Source organism: Nocardioides sp. NPDC101246, assembly GCF_044767415.1.
Classification (GTDB): domain Bacteria; phylum Actinomycetota; class Actinomycetes; order Propionibacteriales; family Nocardioidaceae; genus Nocardioides.
This window is the reverse complement of record NZ_JBIWNX010000007.1, coordinates 338,462-352,752: the sequence shown is the minus strand read 5'-3', so window position 1 is coordinate 352,752 and position 14,291 is coordinate 338,462. Positions and strand designations below refer to the sequence as shown.

Below are 14,291 nucleotides of genomic sequence, written 5' to 3'. Positions count from 1 at the left end.
CCGCGGCTAAGTCACCCGTGCGCTCAGCCCTCGGCGACAGCCGCGCATCATCTGCCTGTGGTTCCAGGTGAGCACGGGCCGCAGCGCGACCGAGGCCAACCCGAGCAGCCCGCCGACGACGACCTCCTGCTCGAACACCGTCCGGCTTCCGCTCGATGTCGGTATCAGCGTCCACCGCGCGAACCCGTCCAGGTCGCCGCCTAGGCCCACCTCGAGCGTCGGCAGGTCGCGGCTGACCGCGTGCAGCTCGATCTCCAGGTCATAGGGAAGAGCCGAGCGGCACACCAGCAGGGCATCGTCCTCCCCCAGCTTGGCCACCGCTCGCACCTGGGGCCACCACTGGGGATAGCGCTCCAGGTCGACCAGGACGTCGCGCGCCGCCTCGGTCGACATCGGCAGCTCCCAGGTCTCGGCGAAGACGTAGCGCGCGGGCATGTCCCCAGTGTGCCCGGCGCCCCATCACGCCAGGAGTGTCGCGACCGCCTCACGTCCCTGGGCCGGCGAGAGAGCGCCGAGCGCGGCCTCGGCGGCGGTGTCGCACAGCTCGGCGGTGACGGACCCGAGCCGGGCCCCGACCGCGGCCACCGCGGCCGGCGCCATCGACAGCGAGGTGATGCCCAACCCGACGAGCACGGGCGCGAGCAGCGGGTCGGCGGCGGCCTCGCCGCAGATCCCGACGGGCTTGCCGGCGGTACGCCCCGCCTCGGCGGTGATCGCGATGAGCTGCAGCACCGCGGACTGCCAGGGATCGGTGAGGTGGGCGAGGTCGGTGGCGAGCCGGTCCGCGGCCATGGCGTACTGGGTCAGGTCGTTGGTGCCGATGGAGAGGAAGTCGACCACCTCCAGCATCCGGTGGGCCAGCAACGCCGCCGCGGGCACCTCGACCATGACGCCCGCCTTGAGGCCGCGAGCGCGGACCAGGGCGGCGAAGTCGGCGGCCTCCTGGACCGTGGCGACCATCGGCGCCATCACCCAGGTGTCGGCCCCGGTGCGCCTGGCGGCGATCGCGACGGCGTCGAGCTGGCGCTCCAGCAGGCCGGGGTTGTCGGCGGCCAGCCGCAGGCCGCGCACGCCCAGCGCCGGGTTCTCCTCGCCCTCATGGGTCGCGAAGGCGATCGGCTTGTCCGAACCGGCGTCCAGGGTGCGTACGACGACGTGGCCGCGGCCCGCGAAAGGCGCGAGCACCTCGGCGTAGACGTCGGCCTGCTCGGCGACGGTGGGCTCCTCGCGCCGGTCGAGGAAGCAGAGCTCGGTGCGGAAGAGCCCTACGCCCTCGACCTGGTCGGCGGCCGCGTCGCGTGCCGAGGAGCCGTCGGCGACGTTGGCGAGGAGCGCCACCGGGTGCCCGTCGGCGGTACGTCCGGGCCCGGCCCAGGCCGCGACCGCCTGGCGCCGGGCGAGGTCGGTCTCTGCGCGGACGGCGGCGTCAGGACCCGGCTCCAGGTCGACGATCCCGGCCTGGCCGTCGACGAGCACAGGGGTCCCTGGCGCGATTCCGGTCGCGCCGGCCACCCCGACCAGGCACGGGATGCCGAGCTGGCGGGCGATGATCGCGGTGTGGCTGGTGGGGCCGCCTCGCTCGGTGACCAGCGCAACGACGCGGGCGGGGTCGAGGGCGGCGGTGTCGGAGGGCGCCAGGTCGGCGGCCACCAGCACGCACGGCCCCTCGGGAACGTCGACACCGGGCTCGGGCTCGCCGGCAAGATGGGCGAGGACCCGCCGTTCGATGTCGCGCAGGTCGGTGACCCGCTCGGCCATCAGGCCACCCATCCCGCTGAACAGCGTGGCGAACTGCTCCACCGCGGCCTCGACGGAGGCGACCGGTCCCTCCCCCGCACGCAGGTGCTTTTCCACCGCGACCCGCAACCCCTTGTCACGGGCGAGGCCGGCACTCGCGCTCAGCACGGAGGCGGCCGCCCCGGAGGCGGTCTCGGCCCGGCGGGCGTACCCGTCGGCGACGGCGGTGGCGGCCGCTTGGTAGGCCGCGAGGGCGTCCTCGGGCTGGTCGAAGCCGCGTCGTTCGAGGGCCTCCAGCGCGACGGGATCGACCTCGGTCCGCACCACGTGCACGGGCGCCAGCACGATCCCCGGGACCACTGGAGTGCCGGAGAGGACAGATGAGTGAGACGTGACCATGGCCACAAATATCTGCCCTGAACCCTTGACTAGTCAACACATTCGGGCATAAAACAACATATGTGGGCATTCACAACGCCGAAACCCACCTGAAACCACACCGATCATGAAGGAGGCCTCGATGTACGCCGAAGAGCGACAGATCGCGACGGCCCGTCTCGTCGCCGAGCGCGGGCGGATATCCGTGGCCGACATCGCCGAGCGGTTCGAGGTCACCACCGAGACCGTGCGGCGCGACCTCTCGACGCTGGAGCGACGGGGCCTGGTCCGCCGGGTCCACGGCGGCGCGGTGCCGGTGGAGGCCATGGCGGTGCTCGAGTCCGCGCTCGGCGAGCGGGAGCAGACGTTCACCGCCCAGAAGGACCGCATCGCCCAGGTCGCGCTCGACCTCCTGCCCCCTGCCGGCGGCACCATCGCCATCGACGCCGGCACGACGACCAGCAGGTTCGCCCACGCGCTCCCCCGCGACCACCAGCTCACGGTCGTGACCCACGCCGTCCCGGTGGCCGCACAGCTGGCCGGCAGCGCCCAGATCGAGCTCCACCTGCTGCCCGGGCGCGTCCGGCCGGCCACTCAGGCCGCGGTCGGCGCGGAGACCGTGGACGCGCTCAGCCGTCTGCGGGTCGACGTCACCTTCGTGGCCACCAACGGGCTGACACTGGCCCACGGCCTCTCCACTCCCGACCACGAGGAGGCCGCGACGAAGCGAGCGCTGGTCAACGCCGCCCGCCGGGTCGTGTGCCTGACCGACTCCAGCAAGATCGGCGTCGAGACCACGCTCCGCTTCGCCGCGCTGGGCAACGTCGACGTGCTCGTCACCGACAGCGACATCGACGACGACGTCGCCGACGAGCTCCGCGAGAGCGGCCTCGAGGTGCTGATCGCATGATCCTCACCCTGACCGCCAACCCGAGCATCGACCACACCGTGATGCTCACCAGCCCGCTGCGCCGCGGTGAGGTCCTGCGCGCCCGGACCACCACCTCACAGCCCGGCGGCAAGGGCGTGAACATCTCCGGAGCCGCGTACGCGGCGGGCGTTCCCACCCGCGCCGTGCTCCCCTGCCCCGACCTCGACCCGATGGTCACCGAGCTGCGTGCCGGCGGGCTCGACGTGGTCACCGTCGGACCCGCCGGGCGGCCGCGGATCAACACCACCGTGACCGAGCCCGACGGCACCACCACCAAGCTCAACGGCCCGGGAGCCACCGCAACCCCGGCACTGCTCGACGCCCTGGCGGCCCGACTCGTGAAGGAGGCCGAGCAGGCCCGCTGGGTCGTCCTCGCCGGATCGCTGCCGCCCGAGGCGCCGTCCGGTTGGTACGCCGAGGTGGTGAGCGCACTCCGCTCCACCGGCGCCCGCATCGCCGTCGACACCAGCGAGGCACCTCTCGAGGCGCTCGCCGCCGGGCTCCCGGCCGGCGCACCCGACCTGCTCAAGCCCAACGCCGAGGAGCTGGCCTCCATCACCGGTTCCGACTCCCTCGAGGACCCGGCCGCAGCAGCGGCGGCGGCCCGCAGCCTGGTCGACCGCGGCGTCACCGCCGTGCTCGCGACCCTCGGCGGGAACGGCGCCGTCCTCGTCTGCGAGGAAGGCACCTGGCACGCCACCCCGCCACCCACCGAGGTCGTCAGCACGGTAGGCGCCGGGGACAGCTCGCTGTTCGGCTATCTCCTCGCCGACCTGCGCGGACTCTCCGCCCCCGAACGTCTCGGGCTCGCCGTCGCGTACGGCAGTGCAGCCGCCGGCCTCCCCGGCACCACCCTCCCCACCCCACCCCAGGTCCGTGCCGACCTCGTGTCCGTACGCGACCTCGACCCCATCACCGGAGGACTCTGATGTCCGCACTCATCGCCCCCGAGCTCGTCGCCCTCGGCGCCGATCTCGGCCCCGACAAGCACGACGTCATCCGTGCCCTGGCCCAGCGCGTGGCCGACTCCGGCCGAGCCACCGACCTCGACGCGCTCGTCACCGACGCGCTGGCCCGCGAGGAGGTCTCCGCCACCGGGCTCCCCGGCGGCCTGGCGATCCCGCACTGCCGTACGTCCGGGGTCGACGAGCCCGTGGTGGCCTTCGCCCGGCTCTCACCGCCGGTCGACTTCGGCGGCAAGGACGGCCCGGCCGACCTCGCCTTCCTGATCGGGGCACCGGCGGGCGGTGACGCCACGCATCTGACCATCCTGACCAAGCTGGCCCGTGCCCTGGCCCGTCCTGAGTTCGGTCAGACCCTGCGGGAGACCGACTCGGCCGAGCAGGCCGCTCAGACCATTCTCGACGCGGTCGGCGACGTACCGGCCCCGGCCCGCAGCGCCACGCCGGAGCCTGCCCCGGCCGCGGCGGAGAAGCGCTCCCTGGTCGCGGTGACCGCCTGCCCGACCGGTATCGCCCACACCTACATGGCCGCCGAGGCGCTCCAGGCCGCGGCCGCACGGGCCGGCGTCGAGATCGCGGTCGAGACCCAGGGCTCGGCCGGGGCGACCCCGTTGCCCGCCGAGACCATCGCCCGCGCCGACGCCGCCATCTTCGCCGTCGACGTCGGTGTCCGTGACCGGAGCCGCTTCGCCGGCAAGCCGCTGGTCTCCTCCGGCGTGAAGCGTCCGATCGACGACGCCGACGCGATGATCACGGAGGCGCTCGCCGCCGCCGAGGACCCGCACGCCGCCCGCGTGGAGTCCGGCCGGGGTGACTCGTCGCAGTCCGCCGAGACCGCCTCGGAGAGCTGGGGCGGACGGACCCGCCGGGTCCTGATGACCGGCGTCTCCTACATGATCCCGTTCGTCGCCGCCGGCGGCCTGCTGATCGCGCTGAGCTTCCTGCTCGGCGGCTACGACATCACCGACGTCTACGGCGCGGTCATGGTCGACAACACCCTGACCAACCTGCCCGACGTCCAGGCGCTCGGTCTCGAGCACGCCCTCTTCGACAGCGGCCTCGCCGTCTACCTCGGCGCACTGTTCTTCGTCATCGGCAAGACCGCGTTCATGCTGTTCATCCCCGCGTTGGCCGGCTATATCGCGTACGCCATCGCCGACCGCCCCGGCATCGCCCCGGGCTTCATCATGGGTGCGCTGGCCGCCAACCTGTTCGGCGTGGTCAACGCCGACGGCGTCGCGGCACCCGCGACCGGCTTCCTCGGCGCGATCGCGGGCGGTGTGCTCGCCGGTGTGATCGCCCACTGGGTCAGCGGGTGGCGTGTGCCGAGCTGGGCGCGTGGCCTGATGCCCGTGCTGGTGATCCCGCTGGTGACCTCGATCCTGGCCGGCCTGGTGATGATCGTGGTGCTCGGCAAGCCGATCAACTGGCTCATGGAGCGGCTCACCGACGGGCTCGCCGCCCTGGACGGCACCAGCGCCGTCGCCCTCGGCGCCGTGCTGGGCCTGATGATGGCCTTCGACATGGGCGGCCCGCTCAACAAGGTCGCCTACAGCTTCGCCGCCACCGGCGTCGGTGCCGCCTCGCTCGCCGCCGACTCCCCCGAGCTGCGGATCATGGCCGCGGTCATGCTCGCCGGCATGGTCCCGCCGATCGCGCTGGCGCTGGCCACCGTCCTGCGTCCCCAGCTCTTCACCCCCGCAGAGCACGAGAACGGCAAGGCCGGCTGGCTGCTCGGCGCGTCGTTCATCACCGAGGGAGCGATCCCCTTCGCCGCCGGCGACCCGATGCGCGTCATCCCGGCGATCATGCTCGGTAGCGCCGTGACCGGCGGGCTCTCCCAGCTCTTCGACGTCGGCGTACGCGCACCGCACGGCGGCATCTTCGTCCTCTTCGCCGTCACCAACGTCCTCGGCTACCTGATCGCGCTGGCCGCCGGTGTGATCGTCGGCGCCGGCGCCGTGATCGCCCTCAAGTCGCTCGGCCGCGCTCCGGTCCCGGCCGCCGCGACCAGCTGAGCCTCCACCACATCCACGCAACCCACCGAAGGAGCATCATGCCCACCCAGACCGTCACCGTCGGCTCCGCCGTCGGCCTGCACGCCCGTCCCGCCGCGATCATCTCCGAGAAGGTCGAGGAGCTCGGCGCCGAGATCACCCTCGCCGTCCCCGGCGGCGAGCCCGTCGACGCCGCCTCGTCCCTGCTGATCATGACCCTCGGCGCCGCCAACGGCGACAAGGTCGAGGTCACCGGCCCGGACCAGGCCGCGGTCGACGCCGTCGCCGCCCTCGTCGCGCAGGATCTCGACGCCTGAGCGAGGCTCACCCAGGTAGGCCGAGACGTCACCCCCGTCGCCCGAAGCGTCAGCGCGGTCGGTCGAGCTGGCGCGCATGTGCCAACTCGGCCGACGTACCTGACGCCTCGGCCGGGGGTTTTCCGGCCCGCGGCACTGATCACGGCAACTGGGCTCATCCGATGCGCGAGAACGGTACGTTGGAAGTGTGGTCGATCCTCCGTGGGACCTTCTGCTGACCGTGGCCTTCGTGCTCACCGGCACCGCGGGGATCTGGATCCTCGTGGTCTGTCCTCCCTCGGGCGGGGAGACCGTTCTCCACGTCAACCACGCCGCGATGAGCGCGGCGATGATCCTGATGATCTGGGTGATCGTCTCGGACATCGCCGTCTGGGCGCAGGTCGCACTGTTCGCGGTGCTGACGTTGGCCCTGCTGCCGGCTCTGCGGGGCGCGAGCGACCGGACCCGGCGTGCCGACGTGGTCGGACATCTCGCCCTCAACGCCGCGATGATCTGGATGCTCGCCGCGATGCCGCTGCTGATGGCTGGCGCCCATGCGAGCGACGTCCAGGGTCATGCGGGCCACGGCAGTGCGGCGGCGATCGCACCGGCCGGGCACCCTCCGGGCTGGGCGATCGCGGTCAACTCGGGTTTCGTCGTGGTCTGCGCGGCCGGGATGCTCTGGTGGCTGGTGCGCGCGACCGCGGTGCGCGAGCACCGTCTGCCCGCGATCGGTCACGGGCTGATGGCGGCCGGCATGGGCACGATGCTCTTCCTGATCCCTGCGTGACCTAGACACCTGCGAGCGGTCGGCCGCTGTCGCGCCAGCCGAGGACGCCGCCCTCGAGGTTGTAGGCCAGACGGCCGGTCGAAGCGGCCCGGGCGGCGAACCGCGCCGACCGGTCCCCCGTCGGGCAGGCGAACACCACCCTAGACGCCTCGGAGAACGGCATCCCCGCCTCCATGACCTGCTCGAGCAGGTCGTCGCGGAGGTTGATCGCCCCCGGGATGTGGCCAGCCTGGAAGGCCAGCGCCGTGCGTACGTCCACCACGACCACGTGCTCGCCCGTGGCCGCCCACGCCTCGATGTCCTCCGGGGTCGCCGAGGGCGCCGCTTCCACTGGCGCGGGGCCGGCCGCGCCGAACAGGTCGGGGCGGCGGTGGCGGTAGTAGGAGAGGTACGGCTCCATCCGGTCGCACGCGATCACGACCGCCGTGACCGGGCCTCCGGGCCCCGCCAGGAGTCGTTCCCGGGCCGCGGCGAAGGCCGCCCCGGTGGTGGGGCCGGCGAGCACGCCGTGCCGGGTGGCGAGCTCGAGGCTCGCGGAGATCGCATCGGCCGAGTCGACCGCGGCGATGGCGTCGTAGAAGCCGGGGTCGAAGAGCCCGACCTCCCACATCTCGGCCGCCGAGCGGATGCCGGGGATGAAGTCCCCCTCGGCGGCGACGACGCCGACCACGGCGGTCCCCGGGTTGCGCTCGCGCAGGTAGGTCGCGGCCCCTCGGGTGGAGCCGGTGGTGCCGAGCCCACCCACGAGCAGGTCGACCGAGCCGGCGTCGCGGTGGATCTCGCGCCCGGTCTGCTCGTAGTGGGCTCGCAGGTTGTCCTCGTTGGTGTACTGCGAGGTGTGGTGGTAGCGGCGGGGCTCGGCCGCCATGAGGTCGCCGATCACCCCGAACACGTCGTTGGGCGCGGTCGGGTCCGGGCACTCGGAGAGCCCTGGCATCTCGGTCACCTCGGTGCCCAGCAGCGACAGCATCTCGCGGACCTCGCGCACCCGGACCCGGTTGGTGAAGGCACGGAACCCGACCCCGTGCATCGAGGCGATGATCTGGAGCGCCTTGGCGGTGTTGCCGCTCGATGCCTCCACGACGACCTGCTCGTTCTCGACGATCTGGTCGATGTGGTCGCGCAGCAGCCCCCAGGCGACGCGGTCCTTGACCGAGCCGAACGGGTTCGCCGACTCCAGCTTCAGAAAGATCTCCGCCTCGGGGACGCCGTGCTTGGCTGGATCGAGCCGCAGCAGCGGGGTCTCGCCGATCAGGTCGAGCACGCTGTCGTAACGCATGGTCAGCTCCCGTGGTGGTCGTCGGCGACGAAGGCGAACCGTCCGCCCTCCAGGACCGCCGCGATCTTCGGCGGCGGCGGATGCCCGGCGGCCGCGGACGCCGAGAGGTCCATCTGATAGGCGGCGGTGTTGACGAACGCGAGTACGTCGCCGCTGCTCGGTTCGGACTCGAGGAACACCTTGCGGCGGCTCACCAGGTCCGACTCCAGGCACAGCCGGCCGGCGAGGAACACACCCTCCGCCGGCGGCTCACCGTGCCCGTCGAGGAGCACCGGGTCCAGCAGGACCTCCTGGTCGGCGGGGGTGACCTGGTTGCGGGACAGGTCGAGCACAACCAGGTCGCGCCCTGCGGCGCGCTTGCGGTAGAGCACCGAGGCCAGGGTGACCCCGGCGTGGTCGACCAGGGCCTTGCCCGGCTCGATCCACAGCGTGAGCATGCATTCGCGCAGCACCTCGGCCACCGGTCGCCGTTCGATCTCGGCGGCCAGGAACCGCTCCAGCACCTCGGTGGTGGGGCGGTGGTTGGCGTACTTGTGGGAGGCCCCGGGGTCGTGGCCGGGCCAGACCAGCTCACCCGGGGTCGCGAGCGCCTGCGCGTACCGCTGGAACGGCTCGGGATCATCGACGAAGCGCTGGCGGAACCCGCCGCCGATGTCGACCACCGACGGCCGCAGACCCTTGCGGTGCGCGGCGGCCACGACCGCCATCGACTCGGTCAGCGCGTCGACCCGGGCCGCCGGGTCGGCGGTGTCGAGGTGGAACGCGACACCGCGCAGGTCGAGCCCGGGGGCGCGGCGTACGGTCTCGAGGGCGGCATCGGCGTCGGCGAGATCGATGCCGAACCGAGACTGCGGCACTGCCGGAGAGGCGAAGCCGGAGAGTCGCAGGAGGACCGGGACGGCGCTACCGGCGGGCGCGGCAGCGGCGAGCCGGTCGAGCTCCCAGAGGTCGTCGGCGTTGGCGGTGACCCCCAGCCCGGCGATCCGCTCGATGAACGCCGGCGACTTCGGACCGGTCGCCTCGATCCGGTCCGGCGCGAACCCCGCGGCCAGGGCCCGGTCGAGCTCGGCAGCGGAGGCCACGTCCGCGCCGAGCCCGGCGGCGGACGTCTCGGCCAGCAGCGCGGCCGAGGCATTCACCTTGTGCGCGTAGAAGATGTCGTACGGCACGCCGTGACGCCGCAGCACGCCCGCGAGAGCGGCGGCGTTCTCCGCGATGACCTGGGGAAAGACCACGTGGAGCGGAGATCCAAATCGTTCGATCGCCTCGCCCACCGCGGCGGCGTCAGCGAGGAAACGGGCGGCCAGCGGGTGCCGCGCGGCCGGGAGCGGAAAGCGTTGGCTCACCCCTCGGCCACCGTGTAGCCGGAGTCGCGCAGGTCGGCGAAGATCCGGTCGCGCTGCCCGGCGTCGGTGAACCTGGCCCGGACCCGCTTCCCGTGCAGGTCCACCTCGATCAGCTCGGCCGCCTGGGCGTCGAAGACGGCGGTGATCGTCACCCGACAGTGCCGGCAGGTCATGTCCGGGACCCCGAACTCCTGCTCCCCCGCCGCGAAACGTACGTCCCGGATGGCGGACTCGGGGATCTCGGCGATCCGCACCGACGCGACCGCGGACCGGAACGCGCCGGTGAGCGCCTCGGCCACGGCCGCGAGCGGCGAGACGCGCTGCCCGTCGACCTGATGGGCCCGCTGTCCGAGGCAGACGGGCCGTTCCCCCATCGGCAGCAGCGCGTACTGTCGTGAGATCTGGTCGAGCTCGACGTGGTAGCGCTGGATGGCTGCACGCACCCCCAGGCCCTCCTCGCGGGCCCGGTCCATCACCTCGTGGGCATCGATGATCGTACGGCGCTTCATCTCGGCGAGCAGCGCGACGGTGTCCGCGGTGTAGCGCAGCCGGCCGCCGGAAACCTCCAGGCGCGCGGGGATCATGCCCCTGCGGTAGGTGGAGGCCTGCAGCTCCCAGAACCAGGTCGAGGCCACCGTCCCGTACAGCCCGGAAGCCCACATCGCCTCGGCGAACTCGACCGGGTCCTCGATCCCGACCTGTCCGGCGAGCATGCCGTGCTGGACGAGCGCGCGGCCGGCGGCCTCTGCGCCGACGCGGAAGATCTCGGCAGGCTCCTGGTCGGTGGTCGTGTCGGCCAGGACGTCGAGCGCGTCGTCGTCGAGTGCGTCCGAACGCGCGGTGACGGGATCGGCGCCGGCGATCGCGTCACCCACCGCGATCACGGCCTCCCTGGCCGCGATCGGCAGCACCGGGCCGAGCGGGCCCGGGCCGATGTGGCCGCTGTTCGCGATGCCGCGGGAGTCGCGCCAGGTGACGCGGTGGGTGGCGCTGACGACCTGGTCCGGTCCGCATGGACGCATGAAGGACTCGAGATAGCGGCGCTGTCCGGTCGTGAGCGATCCTCCGGGTTCCGGGCTGAGCTCCTCGACGCGGTAGTCGACCGACACCTCCGCCACCGCCGGGGCCGGGCCGGCCAGGAAGCCGGTGCCGGCGACCTCGGCCAGGATGCGGGCCGCGGCGGCGCGGTCGTACCGGATGCCTTCGTTCTGCACGTGTCAGTCCCTTTCGGCAGCGGCGGCGAGGCCCTGCAGGAGTCGGTCGACGTCGTTCTCGTCGTTGTACAGGTGGAAGCTCACCCGGACCGCGTCCTCCCGCGGCCCGTTCAGGCAGTGGTCGCCCGCGCGTACGTAGACGCGGCGCTGTTCGAGGACGAAGGCGACGTCCGCGCCCAGCTGACCGTCGACGGCAAAGGCGGCGATGCCGCTGTGCGGTCGACCCGATTCGACCGGGGGCCCGAGGAGAGTGACGCCCCCGATCCGGGAGGCGCCGTCGGCGAACCTGGCGGCCAGGGCGGCCAGGTGGTCGCCGATGTGGTCGAGACCGACGGTGTCGAGGAACGCGGTCGCACTCGCGAGCCCCGCGGCGCCGGCCCCGTCGAGGCTGCCCTCCTCGGCGGCATCGGTGAGCGGCGAGACGTGTCGCGCCGGCCCGCTCCGCGCGGCCGCCCGGTCGACCGCGATCCGATGATGCTGATCCCGGCGTACGTAGACCATGCCGGTGCCGGGAGGCCCGAACATCTTGTGGCCCGAGACGACGGCGAGCTCGGCCCGGGAGTCGGCCAGGCGCAGCGGCAGCCGCCCCGCGCTCTGCGAGCAGTCCAGGCAGACCGTCGCCGCCGGAGGGATCGCCAGCGCGTCCAGATCGGTGCGGGTGCCATGGAGGTTGTGGATGTCGGTGGCCACAATGACCGCGGTCCGGTCGCTGGCGGCGCTGGCGAAGTCGCCGGGATCAATGCGCCCCAGACGGTCGCGTCGGTACGCCACGGCCCGGACGTCTTGGTGGCGCATCCGTTCGGCGAGCCGGAGCCACGGCCGCACCGTCGAGAGGTGGTCGTCGGGGCAGTAGAGGATGTCGCCGCCGTTCGCGAGCGCCGCAGGTCCCCAGCGGTCGGCGAGGAACGCCATCGCGCCGGTGGCGCCGCGGGTGAAGGCGACCTCGTCGGGGAACGAGGCACCGAGGAACGCGGCGACGGCGGCGCGGGCGTCCTCGAAGCGGCGCAGCGCGTCCCGGGCCCACGGGTGTGCGCCCCTGCCGGGGTTGGCGGCGGGCCCGCGCAGCTCGGCGATGAGCTGGGCGATGACCGGTTCGGGGCAGGGGGTGCCGGACGCGGCGTCGAGGTAGACGAGGTCGGGTTCGGCGGTGAGGGCCGGAAAGTGCTGACGGGAGCCGAGGCCGGGCACGGACGACTCCTCGGCCGGTCAGGTTTCGCGGGCGATCGTGAATCCGGCCTTGGCGAGCGTGGATCTGACGACCCTGGGTTCGAGCGGTCCCGCGGCGGTGACGCGGGCGCTCGACACGGCTCCCGGGTTCAGGTCGACCACGACCCCCTCGACGCCGTCCAGGCCACCGAGAGCGCTTGTCACGGTCTCGACACAGCGGTGACAGGTCATTCCATCGATGCGCACTTCGAACTGAACCGACATGAAACTGCCCTTCAGTAGGACTTCGGTGGTCGCCCAAAAATATCACCGAACGTCCGGCCACGAGGTCGGTTCGCGTCGGTCGGCCACTCAGCCCGTGAGCTGGGTGAGCCCACGTACGACGAACAGCAGGCCGAAGGCGAGGAGCACGACGATCCCGATGACGTGGTTGTGAGCGATGAGCCACTTCGTCGCGGACCGGAGCCATCCGCGCCCACGCTCACCGGCAGCGAGGAACACGAGCATGGGGAGGACGAAGTCGATCATGCTCGCCGCCAGCAGCAGCGCGATGCCGGCGAGCTGCGCACTGAGTCTCACGTCGGCGGTGACCACGATGGCCAGACCGGAGGCCAGGATGGCGACGTTGGGGTTCACGATCGCAAGCAGCAGGCCCGCGCCGAGCACGAGGCCGACGGACGGATCACGTAGTCCCGAGACCCAGGCGGGCTCTTCTGGGCTCGCCCGATGCGTCGCGCGCGCCGCGAGGACGCCCGCAGCAGCCTGCCGCAGGCGCGGCCGGAGCCAGGACACCACCGCCAGGACGAGGAATGTGACGCCGACGGCGATGCTCATCCAGGCGCGAATCGTCGAGGGGTCGTCGCTGGCGGCGTCGGCCGCCCGCCCCGCCGCCAGAGCGGCGACCGACAACACCCCGTAGACAACCAGGAAGGGCACCGCCAGCGTGACGACGTTGCGGTACGGGTGCGATGACCCGAGCAGGATCAGGCAGGCGACGACCGCTGCCGGGGTGACCGCCAGCCCGACCATCTCCGGCAGCAGCTGCCCGGCGAGTTCCCACATACGCACAACCTCGCCACCCACCCCGCTCCCGTCCTCACCCCTTCCGGGGGAACCGGGTTCAATCGCCCGTGCGTACGACGCAGCGGAAACCGACGTGCGACGTCGTGTCCCGCACCCCGTGCCCTTGACGGGCGGCGGGCCGGTAGCGACGGCAGTAGTGCGGCGAGCACAGGTGCGAGCCGCCCTTCGTCACCATCCGATCGGTCTCCTTGACCTTCTCGGCGCCGGTCCCGGTGCTGGTCTCCGGGCGTTGGCTGCCGCCACAGCAGGAGGGCGCGGCGACCTCGACCTGCGGCGAGGGCACACCCGCCCCGGCCCGGCCGTGAGGTGGGGCGATGAGGTCGCGATGGTCGGGCGTCCAGGGAGTGCGGGTCCACTCCCACACGTTGCCGACCATGTCGTACAGGCCGTGCCCGTTCGGCGGGTAGGAGGCGACCGGGCTGGTGCGGTCGTGACCGTGGGTGTCGTCGCTGCGCCACGGCCACTGCCCCTGCCAGGTGTTCGCCATCAGGCGCCCGTCCGGGGAGAGCTCGTCACCCCATGCGTAGTCGGCACCGACGAGGCCACCGCGGGCGGCATGCTCCCACTCGGCCTCGGTGGGCAGGTCCTTGCCGGCCCAGCGGACGTACGCCAGGGCGTCCTCCCAACCGACATGCACGACCGGGTGGTCCGGGATCTCGGTCCAGTCCGCCACCTGGCGTCCCGGACGGCTCCCCACGTCGGACGCGGGCCCGTCCGGGTGGCGCCACTGGGCGCCGGGCTGCCAGCGCCACCACCGCGTCCAGTCGTGCAACGGCACCGGACCCGGTGCCTGGGTGAAGACCTGCGAACCAGGGACCAGGAGCGCCGGGTCGGCGCCGGGGAAGTCGGCCGGATCGAGCTCGCGCTCGGCGATGGTGACGTACCCGGAGTCGTCGACGAAGGCCGCGAACTCCGCGTTGGTCACCGGCCGCGGATCCCACCACACGTCGCCGACGGCGACCTCGACGGCCGGGCGTTCCTCGGGATAGAAGCGGTCGCTGCCCAGCAGATCCAGCCCGCCGGGGACGAGAACCTGATGCGAGCCCATCTCTCAGCATCCTCCGGTAGAAGTGGGGTGACGGTTGCCGCGCTCGGCTCCGTCTTCGTCGCG

At 72.7% G+C, this 14,291-nt stretch carries 14 protein-coding genes; 5 read left to right on the top strand and 9 right to left on the bottom strand.

What is annotated here, in order from left to right:
- Window positions 1–6: 6 nt before the first annotated feature.
- Entirely contained in the window at window positions 7–435 is a 429-nt protein-coding gene (locus ACIRON_RS15810) for an SRPBCC family protein (protein WP_402993219.1), read from the bottom strand.
- 24 nt (window positions 436–459) lie between these two features.
- Window positions 460–2,136 carry a phosphoenolpyruvate--protein phosphotransferase gene (ptsP, locus tag ACIRON_RS15805; protein WP_402993217.1) on the bottom strand — a complete coding sequence of 559 codons (1,677 nt, stop codon included), beginning with the start codon at window positions 2,134–2,136 and terminating at the stop codon, window positions 460–462.
- 121 nt (window positions 2,137–2,257) lie between these two features.
- On the opposite strand from ptsP, the gene ACIRON_RS15800 reads away from it, so the two are divergent.
- The 5 genes from ACIRON_RS15800 (at window position 2,258) to ACIRON_RS15780 (ending at window position 7,091) form a co-directional block, all read left to right on the top strand.
- Entirely contained in the window at window positions 2,258–3,025 is a 768-nt protein-coding gene (locus ACIRON_RS15800; protein ID WP_402993215.1) for a DeoR/GlpR family DNA-binding transcription regulator, read from the top strand.
- Window positions 3,022–3,975 carry a 1-phosphofructokinase family hexose kinase gene (locus tag ACIRON_RS15795; protein ID WP_402993213.1) on the top strand — a complete coding sequence of 318 codons (954 nt, stop codon included), beginning with the start codon at window positions 3,022–3,024 and terminating at the stop codon, window positions 3,973–3,975. Before ACIRON_RS15800 ends, ACIRON_RS15795 begins: the two co-directional genes overlap by 4 nt.
- Window positions 3,972–6,026 carry a fructose-specific PTS transporter subunit EIIC gene (locus ACIRON_RS15790; RefSeq protein ID WP_402993249.1) on the top strand — a complete coding sequence of 685 codons (2,055 nt, stop codon included), beginning with the start codon at window positions 3,972–3,974 and terminating at the stop codon, window positions 6,024–6,026. The genes ACIRON_RS15795 and ACIRON_RS15790 overlap by 4 nt, the downstream gene beginning before the upstream one ends.
- 38 nt (window positions 6,027–6,064) lie before the next feature.
- Entirely contained in the window at window positions 6,065–6,322 is a 258-nt protein-coding gene (locus tag ACIRON_RS15785) for an HPr family phosphocarrier protein (protein ID WP_402993211.1), read from the top strand.
- A gap of 187 nt (window positions 6,323–6,509) precedes the next feature.
- Window positions 6,510–7,091, top strand: a complete 582-nt coding sequence (locus tag ACIRON_RS15780; protein ID WP_402993209.1) for a DUF5134 domain-containing protein — start codon at window positions 6,510–6,512, stop codon at window positions 7,089–7,091.
- A gap of 1 nt (window position 7,092) precedes the next feature.
- On the opposite strand, the gene ACIRON_RS15775 is transcribed toward ACIRON_RS15780, so the two are convergent.
- The 7 genes from ACIRON_RS15775 to ACIRON_RS15745 form a co-directional block, all read right to left on the bottom strand.
- Entirely contained in the window at window positions 7,093–8,370 is a 1,278-nt protein-coding gene (locus ACIRON_RS15775; RefSeq protein ID WP_402993207.1) for a pyridoxal-phosphate dependent enzyme, read from the bottom strand.
- Window positions 8,371–8,372: 2 nt separating this feature from the next.
- Window positions 8,373–9,716, bottom strand: coding sequence for an alanine racemase (locus ACIRON_RS15770; protein WP_402993205.1), 1,344 nt, complete (start codon window positions 9,714–9,716; stop codon window positions 8,373–8,375).
- A complete protein-coding gene (locus ACIRON_RS15765; protein ID WP_402993203.1) occupies window positions 9,713–10,930 on the bottom strand; it encodes a copper chaperone in 1,218 nt (405 codons plus the stop codon). The genes ACIRON_RS15770 and ACIRON_RS15765 overlap by 4 nt, the downstream gene beginning before the upstream one ends.
- A 3-nt stretch (window positions 10,931–10,933) precedes the next feature.
- The gene (locus ACIRON_RS15760; RefSeq protein ID WP_402993201.1) at window positions 10,934–12,118 is read right to left on the bottom strand and encodes an aminotransferase class V-fold PLP-dependent enzyme; all 1,185 of its coding nucleotides are present in this window, start codon (window positions 12,116–12,118) and stop codon (window positions 10,934–10,936) included.
- An 18-nt stretch (window positions 12,119–12,136) separates the two neighbouring features.
- Window positions 12,137–12,361, bottom strand: coding sequence for a heavy-metal-associated domain-containing protein (locus ACIRON_RS15755; protein ID WP_091042103.1), 225 nt, complete (start codon window positions 12,359–12,361; stop codon window positions 12,137–12,139).
- A gap of 87 nt (window positions 12,362–12,448) precedes the next feature.
- Window positions 12,449–13,159 carry a GAP family protein gene (locus ACIRON_RS15750; protein WP_402993200.1) on the bottom strand — a complete coding sequence of 237 codons (711 nt, stop codon included), beginning with the start codon at window positions 13,157–13,159 and terminating at the stop codon, window positions 12,449–12,451.
- A gap of 58 nt (window positions 13,160–13,217) precedes the next feature.
- The gene (locus ACIRON_RS15745; RefSeq protein WP_402993199.1) at window positions 13,218–14,228 is read right to left on the bottom strand and encodes a formylglycine-generating enzyme family protein; all 1,011 of its coding nucleotides are present in this window, start codon (window positions 14,226–14,228) and stop codon (window positions 13,218–13,220) included.
- Window positions 14,229–14,291: the final 63 nt, after the last annotated feature.

Coding starts and splice junctions, on each gene's coding strand:
- ACIRON_RS15810 (WP_402993219.1), bottom strand. CDS start 435: ATGCCCGCGCGCTACGTCTTCGCCGAGACCTGGGAGCTGCCGATGTCG.
- ptsP (WP_402993217.1), bottom strand. CDS start 2,136: ATGGTCACGTCTCACTCATCTGTCCTCTCCGGCACTCCAGTGGTCCCG.
- ACIRON_RS15800 (WP_402993215.1), top strand. CDS start 2,258: ATGTACGCCGAAGAGCGACAGATCGCGACGGCCCGTCTCGTCGCCGAG.
- ACIRON_RS15795 (WP_402993213.1), top strand. CDS start 3,022: ATGATCCTCACCCTGACCGCCAACCCGAGCATCGACCACACCGTGATG.
- ACIRON_RS15785 (WP_402993211.1), top strand. CDS start 6,065: ATGCCCACCCAGACCGTCACCGTCGGCTCCGCCGTCGGCCTGCACGCC.
- ACIRON_RS15775 (WP_402993207.1), bottom strand. CDS start 8,370: ATGCGTTACGACAGCGTGCTCGACCTGATCGGCGAGACCCCGCTGCTG.
- ACIRON_RS15755 (WP_091042103.1), bottom strand. CDS start 12,361: ATGTCGGTTCAGTTCGAAGTGCGCATCGATGGAATGACCTGTCACCGC.
- ACIRON_RS15750 (WP_402993200.1), bottom strand. CDS start 13,159: ATGTGGGAACTCGCCGGGCAGCTGCTGCCGGAGATGGTCGGGCTGGCG.
- ACIRON_RS15745 (WP_402993199.1), bottom strand. CDS start 14,228: ATGGGCTCGCATCAGGTTCTCGTCCCCGGCGGGCTGGATCTGCTGGGC.